This window comes from Pulveribacter suum (assembly GCF_003013695.1).
Lineage (GTDB): Bacteria > Pseudomonadota > Gammaproteobacteria > Burkholderiales > Burkholderiaceae_C > Melaminivora > Melaminivora suum.
The window spans coordinates 1,970,445-1,996,324 of sequence record NZ_CP027792.1 but is presented as its reverse complement, the minus strand read 5'-3'; the positions used below and the strand labels follow the sequence as shown (position 1 = coordinate 1,996,324).

At 70.2% G+C, this 25,880-nt stretch carries 23 protein-coding genes; 9 read left to right on the top strand and 14 right to left on the bottom strand.

All coding sequences use genetic code 11. From position 1 onward, the window contains the following. Position 1: 1 nt before the first annotated feature. The 3 genes from C7H73_RS09265 to C7H73_RS09255 form a co-directional block, all read right to left on the bottom strand. Positions 2 to 2,707 (bottom strand): bifunctional acetate--CoA ligase family protein/GNAT family N-acetyltransferase, encoded by a 2,706-nt coding sequence (locus tag C7H73_RS09265; protein ID WP_106847611.1) that lies wholly within the window; start codon positions 2,705 to 2,707, stop codon positions 2 to 4. A gap of 74 nt (positions 2,708 to 2,781) precedes the next feature. Then, positions 2,782 to 4,125, bottom strand: coding sequence for a 3-deoxy-D-manno-octulosonic acid transferase (locus C7H73_RS09260; protein WP_106846373.1), 1,344 nt, complete (start codon positions 4,123 to 4,125; stop codon positions 2,782 to 2,784). Positions 4,126 to 4,164: 39 nt separating this feature from the next. Further along, entirely contained in the window at positions 4,165 to 5,553 is a 1,389-nt protein-coding gene (locus tag C7H73_RS09255) for a phosphomannomutase/phosphoglucomutase (protein ID WP_106846372.1), read from the bottom strand. 134 nt (positions 5,554 to 5,687) lie between these two features. On the opposite strand from C7H73_RS09255, the gene C7H73_RS09250 reads away from it, so the two are divergent. The 4 genes from C7H73_RS09250 to C7H73_RS09235 all read left to right on the top strand — a co-directional run bounded on the left by C7H73_RS09250 (position 5,688) and on the right by C7H73_RS09235 (position 13,006). After that, positions 5,688 to 7,211, top strand: coding sequence for a DNA-3-methyladenine glycosylase 2 family protein (locus C7H73_RS09250; protein ID WP_106846371.1), 1,524 nt, complete (start codon positions 5,688 to 5,690; stop codon positions 7,209 to 7,211). Positions 7,212 to 7,538: 327 nt separating this feature from the next. Further along, positions 7,539 to 8,108 (top strand): methylated-DNA--[protein]-cysteine S-methyltransferase, encoded by a 570-nt coding sequence (locus C7H73_RS09245; RefSeq protein ID WP_106846370.1) that lies wholly within the window; start codon positions 7,539 to 7,541, stop codon positions 8,106 to 8,108. Next, positions 8,105 to 9,025: a DMT family transporter gene (locus tag C7H73_RS09240; RefSeq protein WP_106846369.1), complete on the top strand. Its 921-nt coding sequence runs from the start codon at positions 8,105 to 8,107 to the stop codon at positions 9,023 to 9,025. Before C7H73_RS09245 ends, C7H73_RS09240 begins: the two co-directional genes overlap by 4 nt. A gap of 129 nt (positions 9,026 to 9,154) precedes the next feature. Beyond that, complete coding sequence (locus C7H73_RS09235) at positions 9,155 to 13,006, top strand: EAL domain-containing protein (RefSeq protein ID WP_106846368.1); 3,852 nt, start codon at positions 9,155 to 9,157, stop codon at positions 13,004 to 13,006. A gap of 97 nt (positions 13,007 to 13,103) precedes the next feature. On the opposite strand, the gene C7H73_RS09230 is transcribed toward C7H73_RS09235, so the two are convergent. The 5 genes from C7H73_RS09230 to C7H73_RS09210 all read right to left on the bottom strand — a co-directional run bounded on the left by C7H73_RS09230 (position 13,104) and on the right by C7H73_RS09210 (position 18,937). Continuing rightward, on the bottom strand, positions 13,104 to 13,403 hold the full coding sequence (locus C7H73_RS09230; protein WP_227001316.1) for a hypothetical protein: 300 nt from the start codon (positions 13,401 to 13,403) through the stop codon (positions 13,104 to 13,106). A 338-nt stretch (positions 13,404 to 13,741) separates the two neighbouring features. Beyond that, positions 13,742 to 14,713 carry an IS5 family transposase gene (locus C7H73_RS09225; protein WP_106847610.1) on the bottom strand — a complete coding sequence of 324 codons (972 nt, stop codon included), beginning with the start codon at positions 14,711 to 14,713 and terminating at the stop codon, positions 13,742 to 13,744. A gap of 279 nt (positions 14,714 to 14,992) precedes the next feature. Then, positions 14,993 to 16,906, bottom strand: coding sequence for a propionate--CoA ligase (locus C7H73_RS09220; RefSeq protein ID WP_106846367.1), 1,914 nt, complete (start codon positions 16,904 to 16,906; stop codon positions 14,993 to 14,995). Between the two features lie 204 nt (positions 16,907 to 17,110). Then, positions 17,111 to 17,719, bottom strand: coding sequence for an isochorismatase family protein (locus tag C7H73_RS09215; RefSeq protein ID WP_106846366.1), 609 nt, complete (start codon positions 17,717 to 17,719; stop codon positions 17,111 to 17,113). Positions 17,720 to 17,749: 30 nt separating this feature from the next. Next, positions 17,750 to 18,937: a PQQ-dependent sugar dehydrogenase gene (locus C7H73_RS09210; RefSeq protein WP_106847609.1), complete on the bottom strand. Its 1,188-nt coding sequence runs from the start codon at positions 18,935 to 18,937 to the stop codon at positions 17,750 to 17,752. Positions 18,938 to 19,095: 158 nt separating this feature from the next. Here C7H73_RS09210 and C7H73_RS09205 point away from each other — a divergent pair, with 158 nt between their 5' ends. Further along, a complete protein-coding gene (locus tag C7H73_RS09205; RefSeq protein WP_106846365.1) occupies positions 19,096 to 19,662 on the top strand; it encodes a C40 family peptidase in 567 nt (188 codons plus the stop codon). Between the two features lie 124 nt (positions 19,663 to 19,786). Further along, positions 19,787 to 20,041, top strand: a complete 255-nt coding sequence (locus tag C7H73_RS09200; RefSeq protein WP_106846364.1) for a GlsB/YeaQ/YmgE family stress response membrane protein — start codon at positions 19,787 to 19,789, stop codon at positions 20,039 to 20,041. 6 nt (positions 20,042 to 20,047) lie between these two features. Here C7H73_RS09200 and C7H73_RS09195 read toward each other — a convergent pair whose 3' ends face one another. Continuing rightward, a complete protein-coding gene (locus tag C7H73_RS09195; protein ID WP_106846363.1) occupies positions 20,048 to 20,680 on the bottom strand; it encodes a LysE/ArgO family amino acid transporter in 633 nt (210 codons plus the stop codon). A gap of 69 nt (positions 20,681 to 20,749) precedes the next feature. Between C7H73_RS09195 and C7H73_RS09190 the strand changes: the two genes are divergently transcribed. Continuing rightward, on the top strand, positions 20,750 to 21,712 hold the full coding sequence (locus C7H73_RS09190; RefSeq protein WP_106846362.1) for an HTH-type transcriptional regulator ArgP: 963 nt from the start codon (positions 20,750 to 20,752) through the stop codon (positions 21,710 to 21,712). Here C7H73_RS09190 and C7H73_RS09185 read toward each other — a convergent pair. Continuing rightward, on the bottom strand, positions 21,684 to 22,154 hold the full coding sequence (locus C7H73_RS09185) for an RrF2 family transcriptional regulator (RefSeq protein WP_106846361.1): 471 nt from the start codon (positions 22,152 to 22,154) through the stop codon (positions 21,684 to 21,686). The genes C7H73_RS09190 and C7H73_RS09185 overlap by 29 nt on opposite strands. A 97-nt stretch (positions 22,155 to 22,251) precedes the next feature. Here C7H73_RS09185 and ytfE point away from each other — a divergent pair, with 97 nt between their 5' ends. Continuing rightward, entirely contained in the window at positions 22,252 to 22,983 is a 732-nt protein-coding gene (ytfE, locus tag C7H73_RS09180) for an iron-sulfur cluster repair protein YtfE (RefSeq protein WP_106846360.1), read from the top strand. A gap of 15 nt (positions 22,984 to 22,998) precedes the next feature. Here ytfE and C7H73_RS09175 read toward each other — a convergent pair whose 3' ends face one another. Beyond that, positions 22,999 to 23,370, bottom strand: a complete 372-nt coding sequence (locus C7H73_RS09175) for a translation initiation factor Sui1 (protein ID WP_106846359.1) — start codon at positions 23,368 to 23,370, stop codon at positions 22,999 to 23,001. Positions 23,371 to 23,495: 125 nt separating this feature from the next. Here C7H73_RS09175 and C7H73_RS09170 point away from each other — a divergent pair, with 125 nt between their 5' ends. Further along, entirely contained in the window at positions 23,496 to 24,764 is a 1,269-nt protein-coding gene (locus C7H73_RS09170; RefSeq protein WP_106846358.1) for a DEAD/DEAH box helicase, read from the top strand. A gap of 7 nt (positions 24,765 to 24,771) precedes the next feature. On the opposite strand, the gene C7H73_RS09165 is transcribed toward C7H73_RS09170, so the two are convergent. From C7H73_RS09165 to C7H73_RS09155, 3 genes are all read right to left on the bottom strand, one after another. Continuing rightward, the gene (locus C7H73_RS09165; RefSeq protein WP_106846357.1) at positions 24,772 to 25,092 is read right to left on the bottom strand and encodes a DUF6172 family protein; all 321 of its coding nucleotides are present in this window, start codon (positions 25,090 to 25,092) and stop codon (positions 24,772 to 24,774) included. 89 nt (positions 25,093 to 25,181) lie between these two features. Next, positions 25,182 to 25,412, bottom strand: coding sequence for a DUF3820 family protein (locus tag C7H73_RS09160; protein ID WP_227001452.1), 231 nt, complete (start codon positions 25,410 to 25,412; stop codon positions 25,182 to 25,184). Positions 25,413 to 25,426: 14 nt separating this feature from the next. Then, positions 25,427 to 25,873, bottom strand: a complete 447-nt coding sequence (locus C7H73_RS09155; protein ID WP_106846355.1) for a CopD family protein — start codon at positions 25,871 to 25,873, stop codon at positions 25,427 to 25,429. Between the last annotated feature and the right edge of the window lie 7 nt (positions 25,874 to 25,880).

Genomic DNA, 25,880 nt, shown 5'->3' with positions numbered 1-25,880 from the left:
CTCACAGCTGATGCACCACCAGACGGAATTCGGGGTCGTCCGGAAACGGACGCACCTCAAAGCCCAGGCGGCGCATCAGCTTGAGCATGTTGGGGTTGTTGGCCAGCACCAGGCCCTGGATCTCCGCCAGGCCCCGGTCGCGCGCCACGTCCATGATGCTGAGCATGAGGCGCGAGCCCAGCCCCTGGCCGGCAAAGTCGTCGGCTACCAGCAAAGCGAATTCGCAACTCGTCTGGTCCGGGTTGGTGACATAGCGCGACACCCCCACGACGCGCTGCTTGTAACTGACCTCGCCCTCGTCATCCAGCACCCGCTCGCGGTGTTCGGCCACGAGGGCCATTTCGCGGTCGTAGTCGATCAGCATGAAGCGCGACAGCATGGACGGGGGCAGCTCCGCGATCTGTGACACGAAGCGGAAGTAGCGGCTCTCGGGCGAGAGCTCGCGCACCAGGCGCTGCACCATCTGCGCATCGTCCGGACGGATCGGGCGCACGACATAGTCGCCCCCGCCGCGCAGCGGCCAGACCTGCTCGTAGCGGGCCGGGTACGGCAAGATGGCCAGGTGCCCGTAATGGCCGTGGCCCACGGTGTCTCCACGCACCGTGCCCTGGCTGCTTTCACCTACCACAATGCGCGCATCCACGGCCACGGCGCCCAGCTCGTCCACGATGAGCGGGTTGATGTCCATCTCGCGCAGCTGGGGCAGCGCGCACGCCATTTCAGACACGCGCAGCAGCGCGTGTTCCAGCGCTTCGCGGTGCACGGCGGCGGCGCCCCGCCACTCGCCCAGCGTCTCGGCCACGCGCGAGCGGTCAATCAGCCGGCGCGCCAGGAACTGGTTGAGCGGCGGCAGCTCCATGGCGCGGTCGTTGATCAGCTCGATCATGGTGCCGCCAGCGCCAAACGTGATGACCGGGCCGAACGGGTCGTCCGTCACCAGGCCGATATTGATTTCGCGCCCGCGCCGCGCGCGGGCCATGTTCTGCACCGTCACGCCGTTGATGCGGGCGCCGGGCTGCAGGCGCGCCACGCGCTGCACCATGTCGGCGTAGGTGTCGCGGGCGGCGGCGCCGCTGTGCACGTTCAGCACCACGCCGCCCACGTCGGACTTGTGCGCGATGTCGGGCGAGTCGATCTTCAGCGCCACCGGAAAGCCCAGCTGCGTGGCGATCATGGCCGCCTCGTGCGGGCTGCGCGCCAGCACCGTGCGCGTGACGGGGATGTGAAAGGCCGCCAGCAGCGTCTTGGACTCCATCTCCGTCAGCACGTTGCGGCGCTCGGCCAGCACCGTCTCGATGACGAGGCGCGCGCCCTCGATGTCCGGCTTGGCCAGCGCTGTCAGGGGCGCGGGCGTCTGCTGCAGCAGCTGCTGATTTTGGTAGAAGCTGGCGATGTTGCCGAAGGCCCCCACCGCCGCCTCGGGCGTGCGGAAGTTGGGGATCTGCGCTTCGCGCAGCACCTGGCGCGCCGGCACGACCGAGGCGTCGCCCATCCAGCAGGCCAGGAGCGGCTTGGGCGCCAGGCGCTTGGCCTCGGCCAGCTCGCTGGCGACAGCCACGGCGTCGATGCCCTCCTTGGGCGAGAAGATGGCCAGCACGCCGTCCACTTCGCGGTCGCGAAAGGCGCTCTCCAGCGCAGCGCGGTAGTGTGCCGGGCCGGCTTCTTCCGACAGGTCCATCAGGTCGGCCAGCGACGCCAGGGGCGGCAGCTGCGGCGCCAGCCTGGCCACGGCTTCGGGCGACAGGCGACCCAGGTCCAGGCCGATCTCGTTGACCCAGTCGGCCGCCAGCACGCCGGGGCCGCCGCCGTTGGTGATGAGCCCCAGCCGCCGGCCCACCGGGCGGTAGCGCGAGGCCAGGCACTTGGCGGCGGAGAACAGCTCCACGAACGAGCGCACGCGCACGGCGCCGGCGCGTCGCAGCGCGGCGTCAAACACGTCATCGCTGCCGACGATGGCGGCGCTGTGCGTCTGCGCCGCCTCGTTGCCGGCCGGCTTGCGCCCGGCCTTGAGCACCACCACCGGCTTGGCATAGGCGGCCGAACGCAGCGCGCTCATGAAGCGGCGGGCGTTCTGGATGCCCTCCATATAGACCACGATGCTCTGGGTGCGCGGGTCGTTGGCCAGGAAGTCCAGCGCATCGGCCAGCCCCAGGTCGGTGTGCGGCCCCAGCGAGATCACGCTGGAAAAGCCCACGGCGTTGTTGCGCGCCCAGTCCAGGATGGAGGTGGTGAGCGCACCGGACTGGCAGATCAGCGCCAGCGAACCGTCTCGCGCCAGCGGCCCCGCCGCGCTGGCGTTGAGCTGCAGCGACGGCCGCTGAATGCCCAGCGAGTTGGGACCCAGCAGCGGCATGCCTTCGCGCCGGGCGATCTTGCGCAGCTGCGCAGCCAGCTCGGCGTCCACGCCGCTGCTGATCACCAGCGCGCAGCGGCAGTTCACACGCGCCGCCAGCTCCAGGCCGGCGGCCAGCTCCTGCGGCGGCAGGGCCAGGACGGCCAGGTCGGCCCGGGTCTGGGCCAGGTCGGCCAGGGTGCCCGAAGTGTCCACGCCCAGGAAGGTGAGCTCGCCCGTGTAGCGCTGCGCGCGCAGCGCCTCGCGCAGCACGCGCGCCTGGTGCGTCAGGCCGTCGGGCGCGTCGCTGCTGCCGGCCAGCACGATGATCGAGCTGGGGGCGAACAAGGGGGTGAGGTAATGCTTGTCCATCATGGCGGTCGGGTTCTCTTTCAGGGCCTGGGCAGTGGCGACGATTGTGGGCCAGCCGGCCGGCCCGGCCAAAAGGCTCAGCGGTCCGCAGGCTGGCGCAGCTGCCGCGCGATGGCCAGCGCCGTGGCCAGGGCGCCGCCGCGGTGCGCCTCGGCAAAGGCCAGGCAGCGCCCGGCCGCGCGGGCCTGGTCGGGAGCCCGAAGCGCCAGCGCTGCGGCGGCCCGCACGGCGGCGGCCATGTCCGGCACGCGCTGGCCGGCGCCGGCCTGCAAGGCCAGCTCGGCCGCTTCGGCAAAGTTGAAGGTGTGCGGGCCCATCACCACCGGGCAGCCGCAGGCGGCAGCCTCGATCAGGTTCTGCCCGCCCAGCGGCTCGAAGCTGCCGCCCAGCAGCGCCACGTGGGCCAGGCTGTAGTACAGCGCCATCTCGCCCATGCTGTCGCCCAGCCAGACATCGGCGGCCTCGGGCCCCGCCGTCCAGCGGCTGCGACGCGAGACCGTCATGCCAGCCGCGCGGCACAGGCGCTCCACCTCATCAAAGCGCTGGGGGTGGCGCGGCACCAGCAGCCACTGCAGGTTGCCATTCGCTTCTGTTTTAATAGCTGCTTGCGCTTGTCCGGCCTGGGTTTGGGGCCGATTTGACTGCAAGGCCTGCAGCCACAGCGCCTCCTCGCCCTCGCGCGAGCTGGCCAGCAGCGCCACGGGCCGCGCGGCCGCGCTCCGCCAGGCGCGGCCCTGGGCCTGCTGCGCGGGCGGCGGAACCACGTCGAACTTCAGGTTGCCAAGCACGGCGGCCACGGGCGCGCCCACGCTGCGCAGGCGCTCGGCGTCCGCCTCCGTCTGGGCCCAGACGGCCGCCAGGCCGGCATAGGCCGGGCGCGCCAGCCAGGCCAGCCGCCGCGCGCCCGAGCGGGATTTTTCATTCAGCCGCGCATTGGCCAGCACCAGCGGCACGCCGGCGTGGCGGCAGGCGGCGGCCAGGCAGGGCCAGACCTCGGTCTCCATCAGGACGCCGATAGCCGGCCTGAATCGCTGCACGAAGCGCCGCGTGGCGCCCGGCGTGTCCCAGGGCAGCCACAGCTGCACGTCGCCGGGCTGCAGCAGGGACGCGCCCGCGGCGCGGCCGGTGGCAGTGCCGTGCGTCAGCAGCAGGCGCATGCCGGGCAGCAGGGGGCGCAGCTCCTTGAGCAGCAGCTCCGCGGCGCGCGTCTCACCCAGCGAGACGGCATGGATCCAGACAAGGCGCGCGCTCTCAGCCTGCGGCTGCAGGCTGGGCAGCGCCCCACCGTAGCGGCCAAAGCGCTCGTCCACATGCTGGCCGTAGGCTGGCTCGGCCTGCGCGCGCCGGCGCAGCCTGGCGCGCAGCAGCGGCGTGGCCAGCCGGGTGGCCAGGGCGTAGAGCCAGAGGGCGAAGCGCTGCATGAACGGTGGCGCGGCGTGCAGGCAGCGCGCCGCGGCAGCTCAGTGGGCCGCGCCGCCGATCTGGGCGCCAGGCTTGACGCGCTCCAGCAAGGCGCGCATCTCGGCCTCGATGCGGGCCAGCGCCTGGGCCGTCTGGCCTTCGAAGCGCAGCACCAGCACGGGCGTGGTGTTGCTGGCGCGGATCAGGCCGAAGCCATCCGGCCAGTCCACGCGCAGGCCGTCGATGGTGCTGACCTGCGCCGGCGCGGCGAAGGCGCCCTCGGCCAGCTGCTGCAGCTGGGCCGTCAGCCGATGCGGCTCACCCTCTTCGCACTGCACGTTCAGCTCGGGCGTGCTGTGGCTGGTGGGCAGGTCGTCGAGCACGCTGCTTGCATCCGAATGGCGGCTCAGGATCTCCAGCAGCCGGCAGCCGGCGTAGGTGCCGTCGTCAAAGCCGTACCAGCGCTCCTTGAAGAAGATGTGGCCGCTCATCTCGCCGCCCAGGGGCGAATCCAGCTCCTTCATGCGCGCCTTGATGAGCGAGTGGCCTGTCTTGTACATGACGGGCTCGCCGCCGGCCTGCGCAATCGCGGGCGCCAGGCGCTGCGTGCATTTCACGTCGAAGACGATGGGCGCGCCGGGCACGCGCGAGAGCACGTCGCGAGCGAACAGCATCATCTGCCGGTCCGGGAAGATATTGTTGCCGCCCTTGGTGACGATGCCCAGCCGGTCGCCGTCACCGTCGAAGGCCAGGCCCAGCTCGGCGTCGGTCTCCTGCAGGGCGCGGATCACGTCGCGCAGGTTCTCGGGCTTGCTCGGGTCGGGGTGGTGGTTGGGAAAGTCGCCATCGACTTCGGAAAACAGCTCCACCACCTCGCAGCCCAGGGCGCGCAAGATGCCGGGCGCCGAGGCGCCGGCGATACCGTTGCCGCTGTCCACCACGATCTTCATGGGGCGGGCGAGCTTCACGTCGCCGGTGATGCGCTCGGTGTAGGCGGGCAGCACGTCGGCGCTGCGCACGGCGCCGCCTGCGGTCATCTGCCAGGCCTGCTGCTCCATGGCGCGGCGCAGCTGCTGGATGTCTTCGCCATAGATGGCGCGGCCGGCCAGCACCATCTTGAAGCCGTTGTAGTCCTTGGGGTTGTGGCTGCCCGTGACCTGGATGCCGCTGTTGCACAGCGTGCTGGCGGCGAAGTACAGCATCGGGGTGGTCACGGCGCCCACGTCGATGACCTGCAGGCCCACGTCCACCAGGCCCTGGATGAGCGCGCCGGCCAGCGCCGGGCCCGACAGGCGCCCGTCGCGGCCCACGGCCACCGTATGCTCGCCGCGCTCCAGCGCCGCCATGCCAAAGGCCCGGCCCAGGGCGCGGGCAACGTCCTCGTCCAGCGTGGAAGGCACGATGCCGCGGATGTCATAGGCCTTGAAGATGGACGGCGAAAGCTGCACGGGAAGGCTCCTGAATGGCTGCACAAAGCGCCGGATTGTAGGGGCGCCCCACCCTGCCAGCTGTAGGAAACCGGCCGTGATTCGCAGGTCCGAAAACGGCCAGCCACCGCGCCTCGGATGCCTATCATGGCTGCATGCCCGACACCCCGCCCGTCCACCCAAGTCCGGATGAGGACGACGCCCGCTACCTGGCCCTGAAGGCACGGGACGCGCGCTTTGACGGGCGCTTCTTCACCGGCGTGACCTCCACCGGCATCTACTGCCGCCCGGTTTGCGCCGCGCGCACGCCGCGGCGCGAGCACTGCCGCTTTTTTGCCCTGGCGGCCCAGGCCGAGGCAGCCGGCTTTCGCCCCTGCCTGCGCTGCCGCCCCGAGCTGGCGCCCCAGGCGCTGGCCTGGTCGGTGCAGGACGCCACCACCATTCTGGTGCAGCAGGCCCTGCGCCTGCTGCACGCCCCCGAGGCCTGGAGCGAGGCCGGAGGCCGCGCCCTGGTGGCCCAGCTGGCCGCCCGCCTGGGCGTGAGCGACCGGCACCTGCGGCGCATCTTCCAGGCCGTGCTGGGCGTGTCGCCCCAGCGCTGGCTGCACACGCGCCGCCTGCTGGCGGCCAAGCAGCTGCTGGCCGACACCCGCCTGCCCGTGACCGAGGTGGCCCTGGCTGCCGGCTTTGCCAGCGTACGCCGCTTCAACGACGCCTTTGCCAGCCACTACGGCCTGGCGCCCAGCCAGCTGCGCCGCTCGGGCGCGACTTGCGCCGGCGCCGCCCGCCCGGTGCGCTTGGGCCTGCGCCCGCCCTACGACGCGCGCAGCCTGCTGGCCTGGTTTGCCACGCGCCAGCTGCACGGGCTGGAGGACGTGCGCAACACCGACAGCGAGCAGCGCCTGCGCCGCACGGTGCGCCTGGCCAGCGGCGGCCGCAGCGTGGCAGGCTGGATCGAGCTGCGCTTTGACCTGCCGCGCCACTGCGTGCTGCTGGAGGCCAGCGACGGCCTGCTGCCCGCACTGCCCCAGCTGATCGGCCGGGTGCGCGACCTGCTGGACCTGGACGCCGACCCGGCGGCCATCCACGCCGTGCTGCAGCCCTTCTTCGAGGGCGGCGAAGGCCTGCGCGTGCCGGGCACGCTGGACGGCTTCGAGCTGGCGGTGCAGGCCGTGCTGGGCCAGCAGATCACCGTGGCCGCCGCGCGCACGCTGGCGCAGCGGGTGCTGGAGCGGTTCGGCGAGCCCATCGCCACGCCCTGGCCCGAACTGCGCTGGCTGTTTCCCAGCGCCGCGGCGCTGGCGCAGGCCACGCCGGACGACCTGGGCCGGCTGGGCATCGTGCGCCAGCGCCAGGCAGCCATCCTGGCGCTGGCCCGGGGCGTTGCCAGCGGCGCCCTGGTGCTGGACGCCAGCGCCGACGTGCCCGCCACCATGGCCGCGCTGCGCGAGCTGCCCGGCATCGGCGACTGGACGGCCCAGTACATCGCCCTGCGCGCCCTGCGCTGGCCCGATGCCTTTCCGGCCGGCGACGTGGCGCTGCACCACGCCCTGGACGTGCGCGGCGCGCCCCAGCCGGCCCGCGCCGCCCTAGCCGCAGCCGAGGCCTGGCGCCCCTGGCGCAGTTACGGCGCCCTGCGCGCCTGGTCGGGCCTGGCGCCGTCACTACCAAATCCATAGCTGCTCGCGCTTGCCTGGCAAGCGAAAACCGCCAATTTCGCACTTGGAGCGTGTTATGCACTTTTACGTGCCCGCGAAAGCCGGGGAAAGGCCCGGAGACAAGGCGCAGAGCGCGCCGCGGTATGGATACCGCAAGCGCTGTGCAACGCAGTGGCCGGGCCTTTCCCCGGCTTTCCCGAAGGGTTGGGTCTTTGCGCCAGCGCTCGCGGCGTTGCGTCGCTTGCCAAGGCAGCCAGCCTTGGCCGCGCGCCGCGCCTTGCGAGCGCAGGCGCAAAGACCCAACGCGGGCACGTAAAAGTGCATAACACGCTCTAATGGAGGTTCACCATGTCCGCCCGACTGCCCTCTTCCCCCCTCGTGCAATGCCGTGTCGCCACGGCGCTGGGCGACGTCCACCTGGCCGCCAGCCCGGCCGGCCTGGCAGGCCTGTGGTTTGCCGGCCAGCGCCATCTGCCGGACCGGCTGGAGGGCGCAGGCGCCTGGCCGCACGAGCCGGCCCACCCCGTGCTGCGCGCCGCCGCGGCGCAGCTCATCGACTACCTGGACGGCCGCGGCACGCGCTTTGACCTGCCGCTGGACCTGTCGGGCGGCACGCCGTTTCAGCAGTCGGTCTGGCGCGCGCTGCTGGCCATTCCGCGCGGCGCCACCGTGGGCTATGGGGCGCTGGCGTTGGCCCTGAGCCAGCCGCGCGCCGTGCGGGCGGTGGCCTCGGCCATCGGCCGCAACCCCTTGAGCGTGGTCGTGCCCTGCCACCGCGTGGTGGGTGCCGGCGGCGCGCTGACAGGCTATGCCGGCGGCCTGCCGCGCAAGGCGGCGCTGCTGGAGCTGGAGGCCGCAGCAGCCACGGCTGCGGCGACACAAGCTTCCTTCTCGCCCCCTGCCTGCAGCCTTGCATGAGCTCCACCGCGCCGCCCCTTGCCGCCCCCGCCCTGCCCGCGTCTGCCTGGCTGGGCGAGTTTTTGCTGCTGTCCAGCCTGTGGGGCGCATCCTTTCTCTTCATGCGCCTGGGCGCGGCCGAGTTCGGGCCGCTGCCCACCGCCGGCCTGCGCGTGATGCTGGCTGCCCTGTTCCTGCTGCCGCTGCTGGTGCAGCGCGGCGAATGGCCGGCGCTGCGCCGGCACTGGCGCGTGGTACTGCTGGCCGGGGTGATCAACTCGGCCATTCCGTTTGCCCTGTTTGCCTGGGCGGTGATGCATATCGCCACGGGGTTGTCCTCCATTCTGAACGCCGCGGTGCCGCTGTTCGGCGCCCTGGTCGCCTGGCTGTGGCTGGGCGATCGCATCGGGCGGCTGCGCTGGCTGGGCCTGGCGCTGGGCTTTGCCGGGGTGGCGCTGCTGGCGTGGCGCGCGCCGGGCGGCGCGGCTTCGGCGCAGGCCGGCTGGGCCGTCGCCGCCTGCCTGGGGGCGTCCACTTGCTACGCGGTGGCGGCCAGCTTCGCGCAGCGCCACCTCAAGGGCGTGCCGCCCCTGGCCAGCACCACGGGCAGCCAGATCGGCGCCGCCCTGGTCCTGGCCCTGCCCACCGCCTGGGCCTGGCCGGCGCGCATGCCCAGCCTGCAGGCATGGGCCGCCGTGGGCGCCATCGCACTGCTGTGCACCGGCCTTGCCTACCTGCTGTACTTTCGCCTCATCGCACGCGCAGGCGCCAGCCGCGCCGTGGCGGTGACCTACCTGGCGCCGGTGTTTGCCGTCTGCTATGGCGCCGCCTTCCTGGACGAGCGGGTAACGGTCTGGATGGTCGGCTGCGGCGTGGTCATCGTCTGCGGCACCATGCTCTCGACCGGCCTGGTACGCCGGCGACCGGCCCGCGGGTAGTTCCCGGGCGGCGGCCCTTCCGGGTAGCCATACACTCAGATACATGTCGCCCCGCCAAGCCGCGTCGCGCTTCCTTTTTTTCGCCTGTCCAGCCGCGCTCCAACACGGTCGGCTGGCAGGGGCCCGCCCATGAACAGCCACCTGCTGCAGGCGGGCATCTCGTACGTGCTGCTGCTGGGCCTGCTGGCGGCCCTGCCGCAGGCCTGGCAGGCACGGCCCCCGGGGTGGCTGCGGCTGGCGATGGGCCTGGCCTTCGGGCTGACCTCGCTGGCGCTGACGCTGTATGCCATGGGCACGGGCGCGGCCGATGGGCCGCGCTCCGTGCACCCCACGCTCATCGCCTCGGCCGCCTTCCTGTGGGGCCCGCTGGCGGGCGCCGTGGCCGCGGCCACGGCGCTGGGCGGCACGCTGGTCGGCATGCCGGCGGACTGGACCAGCGGGCTGTCCGTGGCCCTGGGCAGCGCCGCCCTGGGCATCTTGTGGCGGCTGCTGCTGCGCCGCGCCCGGGTGGGGCCCTGGACGGCCGTGCTGGGCTTGGCCGTCACGGTGCCGCCGGTGGTGTCGGTGTGGGCGCTGCCCGAGTTTGGCCGCGGGCTGGCGGGCCATGACTGGCTGCCGGGTGGGCTGCCCTGGCGCTACGTCATGGGCGTGTTCCTGCTCAGCGGCGGCGCCAGCCTGCTGCGGGGACGGGCGCGCATGCTGCTGGCCCTGGCCCAGCGCGAAGAAGAGCTGCTGGGCGCCCTGCGCGCCACCGGCGGCGGCCGCTGGGAATGGGACGTGCGCGAACAGCGCCTGTCCTATGGCGGCTCGCTGTACCGCCGCTTCGGCCTGGCCGACAGCCCCGACGACGACGCCCCCGCCCTGGCGCAAATGCTGGCGCGCAGCCGCCACTGCCGCCGCTGGAGCCTCGAGCGCCACCACCCCGAAGACCTGCGCCGCCTGGCGCCCTATCTGGCCCGGGTGCTGGCCGGGCAGGAAGCATCGGTGCAGGCCGAATACCGCATCCGCGACGACCAGGGCCGCTGGCGCTGGGTGATCGCGCGCGGGCGTGCCGTGCAGCACGACGCCAGCGGCCGGGTGCTGCGGCTGGCGGGCATGGACCTGGACATCACCGAGCAGCGCGAGCACCGCGAGGCGCTGAAGGCCTCGGAGACCAAATACACCACCATCTACCAGACGCTGCCCGACGCGGCCGGAATCACCCGGCTGGAAGACGGCCGCTACATCGACGTGAACCCCGCCTTCGAGCGGCTGATCCGCCTGCCTTCCAGCAGCATCCTGGGGCGCACCTCGCTGGAGCTGGGCATCTGGAGCGGCGAGGAAGAGCGCCAGCGCGTGCTGCAGGCCCTGGCCACCCACGGCGAGGTGCGCGGCCTGCCCGTGACCGTGCACCGCACCGGCGAGGCGGTGGACGGCCTGATGTCGGCCCGCACGGCGCAGGTGGACGGGCAGGAATGCCTGGTGTTCGTCTTTCATGACCTGACGCAGGAGCGGCACGTGCGCCAGGAGCTGCTGGCCGCCAACCGCCTGCTGCGCGAGGCCGGGTGGATGGCCCGCCTGGGCGTGTGGGAGGAGGTGCCCGGCAAGGGCCTGAGCTACTGGTCGGACGTGTGCTTTCACATCCACGGCCTGGAGCCGGGCTCGCCCCTGCCGCACAACTATGTGGACACCTACGTGCTGCCCGAGTGGCGCGCGCAGGTGCGCGAGCAGCTGCGCCTGTGCCTGCACGAGCGCAGCACCTGGCAGACGGAGATGCAGATCCAGCACGCCGATGGCCGCCAGCTGTGGGTACGAGCGCGTGGCGAGCCGGTGGTCGAAGGCGGCCGCGTGGTGCGCATCCGCGGCATCCTGCAAGACATCGACGAGGTGCGCCGCGCCACCGAGCGCCTGCGCGCCTCCGAAGAGCGGCTGGCGCGGGTGTTCCACCTGCTGCCCTCGCCGCTGGGGTTTTCGCGGCGCAGCGACGGCACCTACCTGGACGTCAACCCGGCCTGGGAGCAGGCCGTGGGCTACACGCGCGAGCAGACGCTGGGCAGGTCCTCCATCGAGCTGGGCATCTGCACGCCCGAGGTGCGCAGCGCCATGATGGGCGCGACCGGCGGCAGCGAGCTGGTCGGCCACGAGATGGAGATCACCATCGCCTCGGGCGAGCGCCGCACCATCTTGCAGTCGCTCAGCCCCATCGATCTGCACGGCGAGGAGTGCTGGCTGTTCGTGCTGCACGACATCACCGAGCGCAAGCAGACCGAGCAGCGCGTGCGCGAGCGCGAGGAGCTGCTGTCGCTGACCATCGCCGCCGCCACGCTGGGCCTGTGGGATTGCGACCTGGCCGAGGGCACGATCAGCGGCGACGCGCGCTGGCGCGAGCTGCTCGGCCTGCCCGCGCAGGAGCCGTCCGCGCCCCTGCCCTGGAGCCTGGCACTGGCCCAGGCAGACATGCTGGAGGTGGCGCGCGAGCTGGCGCGCCACAAGGCCCACCCGGCCGTGCCCTTCGACGTCACGCTGCAGGGCATCACCACCGGCCAGGGCCGGCGCTGGGTGCGCAGCCTGGGCAAGATCGTCGCCTGGAGCGACGCCGGCGAGCCGCTGCGCATGGTGGGCATGTCCATCGATGTCAGCAGCCAGCGCACGCAGGAGCAGCAGCTCGAGCGCATGGCCCACTACGACGCCCTCACCGGCCTGCCCAACCGCGTGCTGCTGGAGCGGCGCCTGCAGGACGGCATGCGCGCCAGCCGCGCGGGCGGCACGCACCTGGGCGTGGGCTACCTGGACCTGGACGGCTTCAAGCCCGTCAACGACCGCCTGGGCCACGCCACGGGTGACCGGCTGCTGGTCATGGTGGCGCAGCGCCTGCAGCAGGCATTGCGCCCGGGCGACTGCGTGGCGCGCCTGGGCGGTGATGAATTCGTCGTGCTGCTGCCGGCCCTGGCCAGCGGCGGGGAGTGCGAAGAGCGCCTGCGCGCCCTGATGGACAGCGTGGCCGCGCCCTACCCGCTGGACGGCGAGCGCGTGGTGGTCACCGCCAGCATCGGCTACACCCTCTACCCCGACGACGGCGCCGACGCCGACGCCCTGCTGCGCCACGCCGACCAGGCCATGTACGCGGCCAAGCAGGCCGGGCGCAACCGCTACCACGCCTTCGACGCGGCCCACGAGCGCGAGCGCCAGGCCCGCCAGGGCGCCTGCGCCCGCCTGGCCCAGGCCATTGCCGCGGGCGAGCTGGCGCTGTACCTGCAGCCCAAGGTGGACATGCGCCGCGGCACCACCGTGGGCGCCGAGGCCCTGGTGCGCTGGAACCATCCCGAGAAAGGCCTGCTGGCGCCGGGGCAGTTTCTGCAGCTGCTGGACGGCCACGACGCACTGCAGCAGGCCTTCGGCCAGTGGGTGGTGGACGAGGCGCTGGCGCTCATCGGCCGGCTGGCTGGGCGTGTCGGCCGGCCGCTGCCGGTCAGCGTCAACATCACGCCCGAGCACCTGCACAGCCCGGGCTTTGCCGACTGGATGCTGCAGCGCATGGCGCGCCACCCGGAGCTGCCGGCGCACCTGCTGCAGCTGGAGCTGACGGAAAGCGCCGCCCTGTACGACATCGACCACGCGGCGCGCGAGCTGGCGCGCCTGCGCGCGGTGGGTGTGGGCATCGCCTTCGACGACTTCGGCACCGGCTACTCGTCGCTGGCCTACCTGCGCCGCCTGCCGGTGGACCACCTCAAGCTGGACCGCAGCTTCGTCACCGGCATGCTGCACGACGCGGGCGACCGCGCCATCGTGCAGGGGGTCATCGGCCTGAGCCGCTCCTTCGGCTGCGAGGTCATCGCCGAGGGTGTGGAGACCGTCGAGCAGGGCCGCATGCTGCTGGCCATGGGCTGCACGCTGGCCCAGGGCTATTGCATCGCCCGGCCCATGGCGCTGGATGAGTTCGCCGCCTGGGCGCGGCAGTGGCAGGCGCCGGCGCAGTGGCTGGACGCGGCCACCGCGCCCTGAGCGGGCCTGGAAAAATACCCAACAAAACAGCCTCCAGGGCTCTCCTAGAAAGCGCTGTTAGCTATCAAAAAAGTAGCGAATCAGTTGATCAACGCCATCATTGTTGATGACCTCCGCCCTGTCCTTGATTGATGATCACCTTGTCTGGCTCTTGCATCAGAGGCATCTGAGTGCCGCATGCCGCGTTGACCTGCGCGATGGCAGCATTCATCCGCATGCGTTTTTCATCCTGGGAAATTGTGCGAATACTGGAGACAAACTCCAATTCTTTCCTGGCCTGCTTGCAGGCATGCAAGTTTTCTGGCGATGAAGGCGGACTACTTTGTGCGATTGCGTTTGAGGACTGCCCCAAAAGAACCATCGAAACGCAAACAAAGATAAATTTGCATTTGCCCATATCAACGAATCATCTAGCAAACCATATTAAAAAGACGCATTGGAGTAATGCGTCCTTGTTCGAAGAAGAAAGAAAATTCTTACTTGCTTCTACGATCCTCTGAGGGCCGCAAGAATACTTGCCGAAGTATTAGTAGTCTGAAAAAAATTGATTTCCGTACCGAAATATATGGTCCGGCTAGGGAAGATCTGCAAAACCCCGCCTTCCACAGCTCACGGGCTGGCTGTCGGGGCCTGATTTCGAAAGTGCGAGCGCATGCGCAATGGCCAGGCCGGATTTGCGCCGAATTCCGACGTTATGCGCCGTAAACGCGCCCTTTTGGCGCACTGCACACGCACTCATCCCTGTGCTCGCAAGAGTTGTTGGCGCGCCATCCACAAATTGCCCAGCGCGAACAGCATCGTCAGGCGCGCGGTGTTCTTGGCCAGCCCGCGATACCGAGTCTTGGCGTAGCCAAACTGCTGTTTGATGAGGCGAAACGGGTGCTCGACCTTGGCCCGGATGCTGGCCTTGAGCTTCTCCGCCTTCTCCAGTAACTGATGCAACTCGCGCTCGGGATCAAGGGCGCGGCGCTTGCCTGGCCGCATGGCCACTTCCCAGCGCACCTTGCTGCCCTTGAACTCCTCGCGCTTGTCCACGCCCTGGTAGCCCGCATCGCCCCAGGCATCGGTCTCCTGGCCATGCAACAGCTGGCTGGCCTGGGTCACGTCGCTCGTATTGGCGGCCGTGCCGACCACGGTGTGCACCAAGCCCGACTCGGCATCCACACCGATGTGCGCCTTCATCCCGAAGTGCCATTGGTTGCCCTTCTTGGTCTGATGCATCTCTGGGTCGCGCTCGCCCTTGCTGTTCTTGGTCGAACTCGGCGCGGCAATGATGGTGGCATCGACCACCGTGCCGGTCTTAAGCATCAGGCCTTGCTGGGCCAAGGTTGCATTGATCGTGGCCAGCACCTGGGACGCCAACTCATGGCGCTCCAGCAGGTGCCGAAAGCGCAGGATGGTCGTCTCATCGGGCATCCGGGCCGCACCCTGCAGGCCCACAAAACGTCGATACAGCGGTCGCTCGTGCAGCTCCTCTTCCATGGCCGGGTCACTCAGGTTCCACCACAGCTGTAGGCAGTGGATGCGCAGCATCGTCTCCACGGCAAACGGCGGGCGTCCGCCCAGCGCCTGATGTGCGCCGCGCGCATGCGGTTGAATGAGCGCCACCAGCGCGTTCCACGGCACGACTTGGTCCATCTCTTCAAGGAAGACCTCCTTGCGGGTCTTCTTGGGCAGCGGGTCAAGACCAAGCGTGATCTGGTTCATGAACGCCATCGTCGCCTATCGTCAGGCTTCATGCCAGCCGGGATGACGAGAGGTTTTGCAGAGGGTCCCTAGAGCCAAAATCAACAACCTTCGTCACCCTATTGCCATTGATCACGGCTTGCTGATTATTATTTCCGGCGAACTGAAAATATGCCATATCGTCCTCCAGATGGTTTTATATTGACATAAGTCAATATGAGGGAAATAACCCTCGAAACCAATATATGGCGCACTCTACAAGTTGTCAAGCCATATTCTGCGGCATAAAACCACCAGCTTTTAGGCAGCTCCGCCCAGCAGCGCCGTGACCTGCTGCAGCGCTCCCGGGTCTTCCATCGTCGTCAGGTCGCCCGGATCGCGCCGCTCGGCGACGGCCTGCAGGGCGCGGCGCAGCAGCTTGCCGCTGCGCGTCTTGGGCAGCAGGCTCACGAACAGCACGCGCGAGGGCCGGGCCACGGCGCCCAGGTTGCCGTCCACCTGCTTCATGACCTCGGCCTCCAGCGCCTGGCGGCCGGCTTCATCGGCCACGGCGGCGGCGTCGCGCGGCACGGCAAAGGCCATGGCCACCTGGCCCTTGACCGGGTCGGCCACACCCACCACCGCCACCTCGGCGATGCCCGGGTGGCCGGCGATGCATTCCTCGATCTCGCGCGTGCCCAGGCGGTGGCCGGCCACGTTGATCACGTCGTCGGTGCGGCCCAGGATGAAGTAGTAGCCGTCCTCGTCGCGCACGCCCCAGTCGAAGGTGCTGTAGATCAGCCGGCCCGGGATGCTCTTCCAGTAGGTGTTGACGAAGCGCTCGTCGTTGCGCCACACGGTCTGCAGGCAGCCGGGGGGCAGCGGGCCTTCGATGGCCACCACGCCCTTTTGGTGGGGGCCCGTCAGCTCCTCGCCCGTGGCCTCGTCGATCAGCTTGACGTCGTAGCCGTACACCGCCTTGCCCGGGCTGCCGAAGCGCGAGGGCTGCTGCTCGACGCCGTTGCACAGGGTGAGGATGGGCCAGCCGGTCTCGGTCTGCCAATAGTTGTCGATGATGGGCACGCCCAGGGCGCCGCTGATCCACGTGGCCGTGGGCTCGTCCAGCGGCTCGCCGGCCAGCCACAGGGCCTTGAGGCTGCTGATGTCGTACTTCTTCAGGTAGGCGGGATCCTGTTTTTTAAGCACCCGCACGGCCGTGGGGGCCGAGAACATGTGGGTGACCTGGTACTTCTCGACGATGCTCCACCAGATGCCGGCGTCGGGCCGAATCGGCAGGCCCTCGTACAGGATGGTGGTCATGCCCGCGATCAGGGGCGCATAGATGATGTAGCTGTGACCCACCACCCAGCCGATGTCGCTGGTGCAGAAATAGGTGTCGCCCGGCTGGGCCGGGAAGATGGTGCGCATGCTGCAGGCCAGCGCCACCGTGTAGCCGCCCGTGTCGCGCTGCACGCCCTTCGGTCTGCCGGTGGTGCCGCTGGTGTACAGCGTGTAGCTGGGGTGGGTGGATTCGACCCAGACGCAGGGCACCTGGGCATGCAGGTGCCGCTCGCGCAGCGCCGCCCAGTCGTGGTCGCGCCCGGCGCGCATGGCGGCAGGGGCCAGGCCGCGGTCCACCAGCAGCACGGCGGCGGGCTTGTGGGCCGACAGCTCGATGGCCTCGTCCAGCAGCGGCTTGTAGGCCACGACACGCCCGCCGCGCGAGCCGGCGTCGGCGCTGACGATCACCGTGGGCTCGGCGTCCTCGATGCGCGAGGCCAGCGACGACGAGGCAAAGCCGCCGAACACCACCGAGTGGATGGCCCCGATGCGCACGCAGGCCAGCATGGCAAAGGCCGCCTCGGCCACCATGGGCATGTAGATCAGCACCCGGTCGCCCTGCTGCACTCCCAGCGACTTAAGCACCGCCGCCATGCGCTGCACCTCGGCGTGCAGCTCGGCGTAGGTGTAGGCGCGCTCGGAGTTGGTTTCGGTGGAGATCGCCACCAGCGCGTTCTGCGCGCCGCGCGAGGCCACGTGGCGGTCCACGGCGTTGTGGCACAGGTTGGTGGTGCCGCCCACGAACCATTGGGCGAACGGCGGGTTGTTGTAGTCGCAGATCACCTGGGGCGGCTGCTGCCAGTCGATCAGGCGGGCCTGCTCGGCCCAGAAGGCGTCGCGATCCTCGATGGAGCGGCGATGGAACTCGGCAAAACCGGTGGGGTTGGTGGTCATGGCGTTGTCTCCTGGGGTGCTTGGCTTGCAGTCTCGGGCGCCGGGCCTGCGCGGCAGGGCGGTCATTCAAAATTCATAATTATTCACATGGCGCTTGCGGATAGCTGACGTGCAGCGGGAGGAAGGCGAGCGCAGGCAACTATTGTTTTCATAGCTGCCAGCGCTCATCCAGCAAGGGCTGTAAGCCGAAAAGGCTTGTATTCCTTACTTCACCAGCGCCAGCACGTCCTTGAAGGCCGGGTGCTCGCAGCTGCGCAGCCACTCGAAGGCCACCATCTCGGTGGTCACCAGCTCGGCGCCGGCGCCGGCCAGCCGGTCGAAGGCGGCGTCGCGGCTGCGCTCGGTGCGCGAGCCACAGGCGTCCGTCACCACCCAGACCTCGAATTCGTCCTCCAGCAGATCCAGCGCCGTCTGCATCAGGCAGACGTGGGCCTCGCAGCCGGCGATGACGATGCTGGCGCGACCGTCCTCGGGCGCCTGCTCGCGCTGCTTTTGCAGGTGGCGCGGCAGGCTGCGGGCATTGCCGCCCTGGGGCCGGGCCGGCGGGCGCAGCCATTCGGACAGGCCTTCCTCGGCGGCGCTGAAGTGCATCTTGGCCAGGGTGCGCTGGCACCGGACACGCAGCTCGGCGTCGTTGGGCCCCAGGCGCGAGGGGTTTTGCTCCGTGCCCCAGACGGGCACCTCCAGCAGCTGCGCCACCTGCGCCAGCCGGCGCGCGTTGGCCAGCACGGCCGGGCCCTCGAAGATCGCGGGCATCAGGCGTTCCTGGTAGTCCACGAGCACGAGTTGGGAGTCAGGGGCGTCAAGCAGCATGGGAGGGTCTCTGGTGAAACGGTCAATGGGTCAATCGGCCGGCAGGGCCGTCGTATCGGCCGATTGTCCTCCCGCCGGGGGCAGCAGGCGCAGCAGCTGGCCGTCTGCGCTGTCGGTGAGCAGGTACAGCCAGCCGTCCGGCCCCTGGCGCACGTCGCGGATGCGGGCGCCCAGGGCCGTCAGCAGGTATTCGTCGCGCACCACACGAGCGCCTTCGAGCTGCAGGCGGTGCAGCCGCTGCGCCTTGAGCGCGCCGACGAACAGGCTGCCGCGCCATGCCGACCCATAGCGGTCGCTGGTCAAAAAAGCCATGCCCGAGGGCGCGATGGACGGCACCCACCAGTGCAGCGGCGGCTCCATGCCAGCCTGGTGCGTGCCCTTGCCGATCTTGCCACCGCCGTAGTTCTCGCCGTAGGTGACGACCGGCCAGCCGTAGTTGCGCCCGGGCTCGGGGCGGTTGATCTCATCGCCGCCCTGCGGGCCGTGCTCGTGGACCCACAGCCGGCCGTCCGGCCCCCAGGTGGCGCCCTGCGGATTGCGGTGGCCCCAGCTCCAGATCTCGGGCAGCGCGCCGGCGCGTCCCACCACAGGGTTGCCGGCGGCCGGGCCGCCGGTGGACGCAATGCGCACCACCTTGCCCAGGTGGTTGTCCAGGCGCTGCGCGTCCTCCTTGCGGGAAAAGCGCTCGCCCAGCGCGAGAAACAGGTGGCCATCCGGCGCCCGCACGATGCGGCAGCCCAAGTGCAGCTGGCTGGCCACCTTGGGCTGCTGGCTGAACAGCACCTGCACCTGCTGCAGCGTGGCGTGGTCCGCGGACAGCACGGCGCTGGCCAGAGCGGTGCTGTTGGTGCGGGCGTCGGCGCCCGGCTCGGCGTAGCAGAAGAAAACCCGTCGGCTGCGGGCGAAATCTCGGTCCGTCACCACGTCCAGCAGCCCGCCCTGCCCGCCCGCCGCCACTTTCGGCAGCCCGGCCAGCGGCGGGCCCAGCCGGCCGTCGGGCTCCACCACGCGCATGCGCCCGGCTCGCTCCGTCACCAGAAAGCGCCCCTGCGGCAGGAAGGCCACCGCCCAGGGGTGCTCCAGCCCGCGCGCCACCTGCTGCACCTGGCCCTCCTGCACGGCCGGCACGGGCTGCACCGGTGGATCAGCGCCCCAGACAGGAACATTTGCTATCGAAAAGAGAGCTGCCAGCGCTTGTGCAACAAGGTTTTGAGGCATTTCTTGCATGTCATCTCCGCGGCGTGAGAGCCGCGCCGCTGAAAGGGCCATCCCCCAAGGCTGCCTGCATCGCCACGCCAAGGCCATTGAAAAGATTCAACGCTTTGCAACATTTATGCAGGTTGCGAAACAGCTGCACCGTGCTACCCTCGCGCCCCATGTCCCGTTGGCTGTGCTTGTTGTTACTGGTTTGCGCAAACGCTTACGCTTCCCCCGCTGATAACGCGGAGCGCAGCAGCGCCGACCGGCCTTCTCTCATCACCCAGCTTCAGGACGTGCGCCACAACGTGGCGGACCGTACCTCCGAGCTCATCACCACGGCCATGGGCTTCGTCGGGGTGCCTTACCGTCGCGGCGGAACCAGCGCCGAAATCGGCTTTGACTGCAGCGGCTTCGTGCGGGCGGCCTTCGAGCAGGCCAAGGGCCTGGTCCTGCCGCGTCGCGCCAGCGAGCAGGCGGCCGCTACCGAAGTCATCGACAAGAAAGACCTCCAGCCGGGCGACCTGGTGTTCTTCAACACCATGCGCCGCGCCTTCAGCCATGTCGGCATCTACCTGGGCGAAGGCAAATTCATCCATTCTCCGCGCAGCGGCGCCCAGGTGCGGGTGGAAGACATGGGCGCCAGCTACTGGCAGCGCCGCTTCAATGGCGCCCGCCGCGTGGCCATGGACGCGGGCGACGCCGAAGGCGCGGCCCTGCTGGCCTCCACGCCCGCGCTGCCCTGAAGGCCGCGCCTTGGGCGGCCGTCCGCCCGGCCGGTTTCAAGCTTGTTGACAATCCGGCCTGCGCACCCGCGCCGTGCCGCCTTCCTGCCCCAGTACATTCCGGGCACGTACTTCACGCTTGCCCATGACGACTTTTCTTGGCGTGGTAGCCATCGGCTTCGCCTTCGGCCTGCTCGGCCATCTGCTCGCCCCCGTTCAACGCCCGGGGCGCAGCTGGTTCCTTAGCGCCCTGCTGGGCATCTGCGGCGCGCTGCTGGCCACCTACGCCGGCGTGGCCGCCCGCCTGTTCGACCCGGGAGACTGGCTGGCCTGGATCGCCGCCGCTGCCGGGGCGGTGGTGGCGCTCGCCCTGTACGAGCTGCTGCGCCAGCGCGGCTGACCGCCGTCAGGCAGCGCGCCAGACCCACCAGGCCAGCACGAACATCATGGCGCCGGTGATGGCGTCCAGCACCTGCCAGGCGCGCGGGTCGGCAAACACCCGCTGCAGCCGCCGCCCGGCAAAGGCCAGCACCACGAACCAGGTCAGGCTGGCCGAGGCGGCCCCCAGCACGAACACCGCCTTGAGCCAGCCGTCCTGGCGTGCGCCGATGGAGCCGATGAGCACCACCGTGTCCAGGTACACGTGCGGGTTCAGCAGCGTGATGACGGCCAGGCCGCTGATGACGCCCAGCATGCCGCGCGCCACACGCCCGCCTTCGGCCTGCAGGCCATCGCCGGGCGCGAAGAACGCCCGGTACCAGGCAAACAGGCCGTAGCACAGCAAAAACAGCGCCCCGCCCCACTGCAGCCAGTGCGCCAGCGTGGGCGAGCTGCCCAGCAGTTGCGCCATGCCCGCCACCCCCAGCCCGACCAGCAGCGCATCGCTGACCACGCACCAGGCCACGCAGGCACGCACATGCTCGCCCTGCACGGCCTGGCGCAGCACATAGATGTTCTGCGCGCCGATGGAGACGATCAGCGACAGGCATACGGTGAAACCCGTGACCCAGGAAGAAGAGGCGGCGGCAGAGGTGAACATGCGGCGATCGTAGGCGCCCGCATGATTTACGTACACTTCAAATTCCTGAACGACATTTAGGATCGCTTAATGCTGGACTACACCGGGCTGCAGTCCCTGGCGGCTGTGCTGCGCGAGGGCAGCTTCGAGCGTGCCGCGCGGCGGCTGCACGTCACGCCCTCGGCCGTGTCGCAGCGCGTCAAGCAGCTGGAAGAGCGCGCCGGCCAGGTGCTGGTGCTGCGCGGAACACCCTGCACCGGCACCGAGGCCGGGCGCCGCCTGTGCCTGCACCTGGAGCAGGTGCAGCTGCTGGAAAACGAACTGCGGCGCGCCAACCCCGAGCTGGTGGCCGACGGGGCCGCCGCGCCCGCGCCCACGCTGCAGCTGGCCGTCAACGCCGATTCGCTGTCCACGTGGTTCATGCACGCCATGGCGGCCTTCACTGCCGGCGGCAACGAGCTGCTGGATCTGCGCATCGACGACCAGGAACACACGGGAGAGCGCCTGCGCGACGGCGAGGTGATCGCCGCCGTCACCGCTACCCGCGCGGCCATCGCCGGCTGCAACACTTGGCCGCTGGGCACTATGCGCTACGTGGCTGCGGCCAGCCCGGCCTACGTGGCGCGGCACTTCGCCCAGGGCGTGAACGCCACAACGCTGGCATGCGCGCCCGTCATGACCTACGACCGCAAGGACCGCCTGCAGGAGCGCTGGCTGCAGGCCCGGGGCCTGGCCGGGCGCGTGCACGCGCCGCGGCACTTCCTGCCTTCCGAATTCGGCTATGTGCGCGCCTGCGAGGTCGGCATGGGCTGGGGCATGCACCCCACGGCCTTGATTGCAGCGCAGCTGGCCAGTGGCGCGCTGGTGGAGCTGCTGCCCGGCACCCCGCTGGAGGTGCCGCTGTACTGGGCCCATCCCCGCAGCGCCCAGCAGTCGCTGACGCGGCTGACGCAGTGCGTGATGGCGGCCGCACGCGACGGCCTGGAGGACGCGCCCGCCGGCCCGCCAGGCAACGACGCCCTGCTCAGGCCGGCACGGGCAGGCCGGGCATGAAGCGCAGCGAATGCACGGCCTGCGCCGTCTCGCCCTTGGGCGGCACCAGGTCGGCCAGGGTGACGGCGTCCAGCACCGCCAGGTAGGCCTGCGTGGCCTGGCCCAGCAGGCCCTTCAGGCCGCAGTGCATGCTCATGCGGCAGGTGTTGTGGTCGTCGTTGAAGCACTCGACCATGTCGAAGTCGGTCTCGGTGGAGCGCACCACGGCGCCGATATTGATCTGGCTGGCCGGGCGCATCAGCCGCATGCCGCCACCGCGCCCGCGCGTGGTGTCCAGCAGGCCCCGGGCGGCCAGCTGCTGGACTATCTTGGTCAGGTGGCTGCGCGAAATGCCGTGCGCCTGCGCCACCTCGGTGATGGTGACCGGCTGCGCGCGCTGCTGGCAGGCGGCGCAGTACATCAGTACGCGCAGCGTGTAGTCGGTCCACTGGGTCAGTCGCATGGTGATGAGGCTCTCGGAGGGGCGAAAAGGTTCAGCCGGTGTGGATTTTAGTAATCTAAAATATTCACGTCATTTGAACTTTTAAGGACCCCACGCCATGAACGCCATTGCGGACGCTGCCGTCACCGCCTTCGATCCCAGCCAGGCCATCGGCCAGATCGCCGTGGAGCTGCCGGGCGCCACCGCCGTGTTTCGCCGCCTGAAGCTGGATTTTTGCTGCGGCGGCCAGATCAGCCTGCGCCAGGCCACGGCCGACAAGGGGCTGGACCTGCAGGCCGTGGTGCAGGAACTGTCGGCCCTGCAGCGCCCGGACACCCTGCCCGAGACCGGCACGCCCGCCGAGTTGATCGGCCATATCGTCTCGCGCTACCACGAGGTGCACCGCCAGCAGCTGCCCGAGCTGATCCGCATGGCCCGCCGGGTGGAGGCCGTGCACCGCGGCAACCCGCACGTGCCCGCCGGCTTGGCCGACGTGCTGGAGGAGATGGAGCAGGAGCTGCTCTCGCACATGCACAAGGAAGAAGCCATCCTGTTTCCCATGCTGGCGCGCGGCGGAAACGACTTCGTCGTCCAGCCCATCGGCGTGATGCGCTCGGAGCACAACGAGCATGGCGAGGCGCTGGAGCACATTGCCCGCCTGACGACCGACATGGTCCCGCCGCCCGGTGCCTGCAACACCTGGCGCGCCCTGTATGCGGGCCTGGCGCAGCTGGCCGACGACCTGGTCAACCACATCCACCTGGAAAACAACGTGCTGTTCCCGCAGTTCGAGCCTGCCGCCGCGCAGGGTTGCGGCTCCACGTCGGCCTGTGGCTGCTCCGGCAGCTGATACGCGGGGGCGGCCTCAGCCGCCCGAGCGCTTGACGCGGTAGCCCTGATTTTGCAGCGCGGCCATCACGCGCTCCACGTGGTCGCCCTGCACCTCGATCACGCCGTCCTTGACCGTGCCGCCGCTGCCGCAGGCGGCCTTGAGCTGCTTGCCCAGTTGCTCCAGCGCCGCCGCGTCCACCGGCACCCCCCGCACCAGGGTGACGGCCTTGCCGCCGCGGCCCTTGGTTTCGCGCGACACGCGCACGATGCCGTCGCCCGCAGGCGCGGGCTGGCTGGACTGGCAGCTGCATTGCGCCACGGGCTGGCGGCAGCCGGGGCACATGCGGCCGGCATCGGTGGAATAGACCAGCCCGCTCAGGCTGCCCAGGTCGCGCAGGGATTTCATGGCCGAAACGGTAGCGCAAAAAAGGCAGGCCCGCCGCCCGCTGCCCTGACAGCAGCGGACAATGCGCCATTGCCCACGCGGCCCTGCGCACCTTGCGCATTCCCTGGCGCCCGTCGCCTTACCCCATGTCCTTTACCTCCCTCGGCCTGTCTTCGGCCCTCGTCCAGGCCGCCAGCCGGCTGGGCATGACCACACCCACCCCCATCCAGGCGGCAGCCATACCGGCCGCCCTGCAAGGCTGTGACCTGCTGGGCGCCGCGCAGACCGGCTCGGGCAAGACTGCTGCCTTCGCCCTGCCCCTGTTGCAGCAGTTGCAGCAGCAGCAGGGCGCTGCCGCCGGCCCGCGTCCGGTGCGCGCCCTGGTGCTGGTGCCCACGCGCGAGCTGGCGGCCCAGGTGGGCGAGGTGCTGCGCAGCCTGGCGCAGCAACTGCCGGCGCCCCCGAAGGTGGCTGTGGTCTTCGGCGGTGTCTCCATCAATCCGCAGATGATGGCCCTGCGCGGCGGCGCCGACGTGGTGGTGGCCACGCCCGGGCGCCTGCTCGACCTGGAGCAGCACAACGCGCTGCGCCTGTCCGCCGTGGCCCACCTGGTGCTGGATGAGGCCGACCGCCTGCTCGACCTGGGCTTTGCCGATGAACTGCAGCGCGTGCTGGCCCTGCTGCCGGCGCAGCGGCAGAACCTGTTCTTCTCGGCCACCTTCCCGCCCGCCGTGCAGGCGCTGGCCGACGGCCTGCTGCGCGATCCGGTGCGCGTGCAAGTGCCCTCTGCGCCGGGTAGCGAGCCCGACATCACCCAGCGCGCCATTGCGGTGGACGCCAGCCGCCGCACGCAGCTGCTGCGCCACCTCATCCAGCAGCACGACTGGTCGCGGGTGCTGGTGTTCGTGGCCACGCAGTACGCGGCCGACCATGTGGCGGCCAAGCTCTACCAGGCCGGCATCTACGCCACGCCCCTGCACGGCGGCCTGAGCCAGGGCGCGCGCCGCCGGGCGCTGCAGGACTTCAAGGATGAACGCTGGCAGGTGCTGGTGACCACCGACCTGGCCGCGCGCGGTATCGACATCGCGCAGCTGCCCGCCGTGGTCAATTACGACCTGCCCCGCTCTGCGGTGGACTACGTGCACCGCATCGGCCGCACGGGCCGCGCAGGCGAGGCTGGCATGGCCGTGAGCTTCGTGACGGCCGCCGCCGAGCCGCATTTGCGCCTGATCGAAAAGCGCCAGGGCCTGGCCCTGCCGCGTGAGCAGGTGCCGGGCTTCGAGCCCACCGAAACCGCTGCGCCCGCGCCCGCCACCGACCCGCAGGGCACGGGCGGCATCAAGGGCAAGCGCCCCAGCAAAAAGGACAAGCTGCGCGCCGCGGCGGCCGCCAAGGAGGCGGCGGCCAAGGACTGACGGCGGCTCAGTCGTCGGCGCCAGGCTCGGCGGCGTCCTTGGCCGGTGGCGCCTGCCAATGCCCGTGGCAGGCCAGGATTTCCACATAGCACTGCGTCCCGCCCTCGCGCGCCAAGTCGTCGATGCGCTGGATCAGCGCGCCCACGGGCACTTCCACGGCGCTCTCTGCACTCGGGCCGAACTTGCAATCGAAGCCCCAGTAGTCCACGCCGCTGGGCAGCGGGCGCCCGCGCTCGCGCCGCAGGTACTTGCGCACGGCGTGCTTGGTGGCGTCCAGAACACGGTCGGGGTGCTTGCCTTCGATATGCAGCTGAAATGTCTTGCGCATGAGAATCCTAGAGAGAAACCGCCCTGCGGCGTGCTCCTCGGGTTGAGAGTGTTTTAGGCCTTCAGCGCTTATGGGGCAAGCGCTGGCAGCTATGGTTTTTGATTTCTTCTGGCTGCCTGCAGCGGCGCCAGCAGTTCGCGCAGGCCGTTGTGGTCCAGCTCATACATCAGCGCCAGCAGCTGGCCGATCTCGCCGCGCGGAAAGCCCTCGCGGGCAAACCAGTGCAGGTAGTTGGCCGGCAGGTCGGCAATGACCAGGCCCTGGTGCTTGCCAAACGGCATCTTGCGCTCGAGCAGCAGCGCCAGGCGCTCCGGGTCCAGCCCGGGGATGTCCATCAGCCGCCGATCCCACCGTAGCGAAAGGCCACGCCGGTCAGCACGAAGCCCACACCCAGCAGCGTGACGGCGCCCACGTGCCAGGCCATCAGCGGCAGGGTCTGCGCGCTCAACTTCGGGATGACGCGCGCCCGCGCGTGCGCCGCCACCAGCGCGGTGGCCGCCAGCAGGGCCAGCTTCAGCGATACGGCCCGTTCCATCGACGTGTCGGGGCTGAACCACTGGCCCCAGTCGGGCACCAGCTGCAGCGCCATCCACAGCCCGGTGGCTACCTGGATCGCCAGCGCCGCCATGCCCACGTGCTCATAGGTTTGCTCGAATTGCAGCAGGGTCTGCGGCGAGCGCGTGCGCAGCGCCCGGGGCAGCACGGCCAGCGCCAGCACCAGGTGCCCGCCGGTCCAGATGGTGGCGGCCAGCACGTGCAGCGCGAAAACGAAGGGGTACATGGCTTGG

Bases quoted from the DNA above. Each gene is read 5' to 3' on its own strand.
- C7H73_RS09265 (WP_106847611.1), bottom strand. From the start codon at position 2,707: ATGATGGACAAGCATTACCTCACCCCCTTGTTCGCCCCCAGCTCGATC.
- C7H73_RS09260 (WP_106846373.1), bottom strand. From the start codon at position 4,125: ATGCAGCGCTTCGCCCTCTGGCTCTACGCCCTGGCCACCCGGCTGGCC.
- C7H73_RS09250 (WP_106846371.1), top strand. From the start codon at position 5,688: ATGCCCGACACCCCGCCCGTCCACCCAAGTCCGGATGAGGACGACGCC.
- C7H73_RS09245 (WP_106846370.1), top strand. From the start codon at position 7,539: ATGTCCGCCCGACTGCCCTCTTCCCCCCTCGTGCAATGCCGTGTCGCC.
- C7H73_RS09240 (WP_106846369.1), top strand. From the start codon at position 8,105: ATGAGCTCCACCGCGCCGCCCCTTGCCGCCCCCGCCCTGCCCGCGTCT.
- C7H73_RS09235 (WP_106846368.1), top strand. From the start codon at position 9,155: ATGAACAGCCACCTGCTGCAGGCGGGCATCTCGTACGTGCTGCTGCTG.
- C7H73_RS09230 (WP_227001316.1), bottom strand. From the start codon at position 13,403: ATGGGCAAATGCAAATTTATCTTTGTTTGCGTTTCGATGGTTCTTTTG.
- C7H73_RS09225 (WP_106847610.1), bottom strand. From the start codon at position 14,713: ATGAACCAGATCACGCTTGGTCTTGACCCGCTGCCCAAGAAGACCCGC.
- C7H73_RS09220 (WP_106846367.1), bottom strand. From the start codon at position 16,906: ATGACCACCAACCCCACCGGTTTTGCCGAGTTCCATCGCCGCTCCATC.
- C7H73_RS09215 (WP_106846366.1), bottom strand. From the start codon at position 17,719: ATGCTGCTTGACGCCCCTGACTCCCAACTCGTGCTCGTGGACTACCAG.
- C7H73_RS09210 (WP_106847609.1), bottom strand. From the start codon at position 18,937: ATGCCTCAAAACCTTGTTGCACAAGCGCTGGCAGCTCTCTTTTCGATA.
- C7H73_RS09205 (WP_106846365.1), top strand. From the start codon at position 19,096: ATGTCCCGTTGGCTGTGCTTGTTGTTACTGGTTTGCGCAAACGCTTAC.
- C7H73_RS09200 (WP_106846364.1), top strand. From the start codon at position 19,787: ATGACGACTTTTCTTGGCGTGGTAGCCATCGGCTTCGCCTTCGGCCTG.
- C7H73_RS09195 (WP_106846363.1), bottom strand. From the start codon at position 20,680: ATGTTCACCTCTGCCGCCGCCTCTTCTTCCTGGGTCACGGGTTTCACC.
- C7H73_RS09190 (WP_106846362.1), top strand. From the start codon at position 20,750: ATGCTGGACTACACCGGGCTGCAGTCCCTGGCGGCTGTGCTGCGCGAG.
- C7H73_RS09185 (WP_106846361.1), bottom strand. From the start codon at position 22,154: ATGCGACTGACCCAGTGGACCGACTACACGCTGCGCGTACTGATGTAC.
- ytfE (WP_106846360.1), top strand. From the start codon at position 22,252: ATGAACGCCATTGCGGACGCTGCCGTCACCGCCTTCGATCCCAGCCAG.
- C7H73_RS09175 (WP_106846359.1), bottom strand. From the start codon at position 23,370: ATGAAATCCCTGCGCGACCTGGGCAGCCTGAGCGGGCTGGTCTATTCC.
- C7H73_RS09170 (WP_106846358.1), top strand. From the start codon at position 23,496: ATGTCCTTTACCTCCCTCGGCCTGTCTTCGGCCCTCGTCCAGGCCGCC.
- C7H73_RS09165 (WP_106846357.1), bottom strand. From the start codon at position 25,092: ATGCGCAAGACATTTCAGCTGCATATCGAAGGCAAGCACCCCGACCGT.
- C7H73_RS09155 (WP_106846355.1), bottom strand. From the start codon at position 25,873: ATGTACCCCTTCGTTTTCGCGCTGCACGTGCTGGCCGCCACCATCTGG.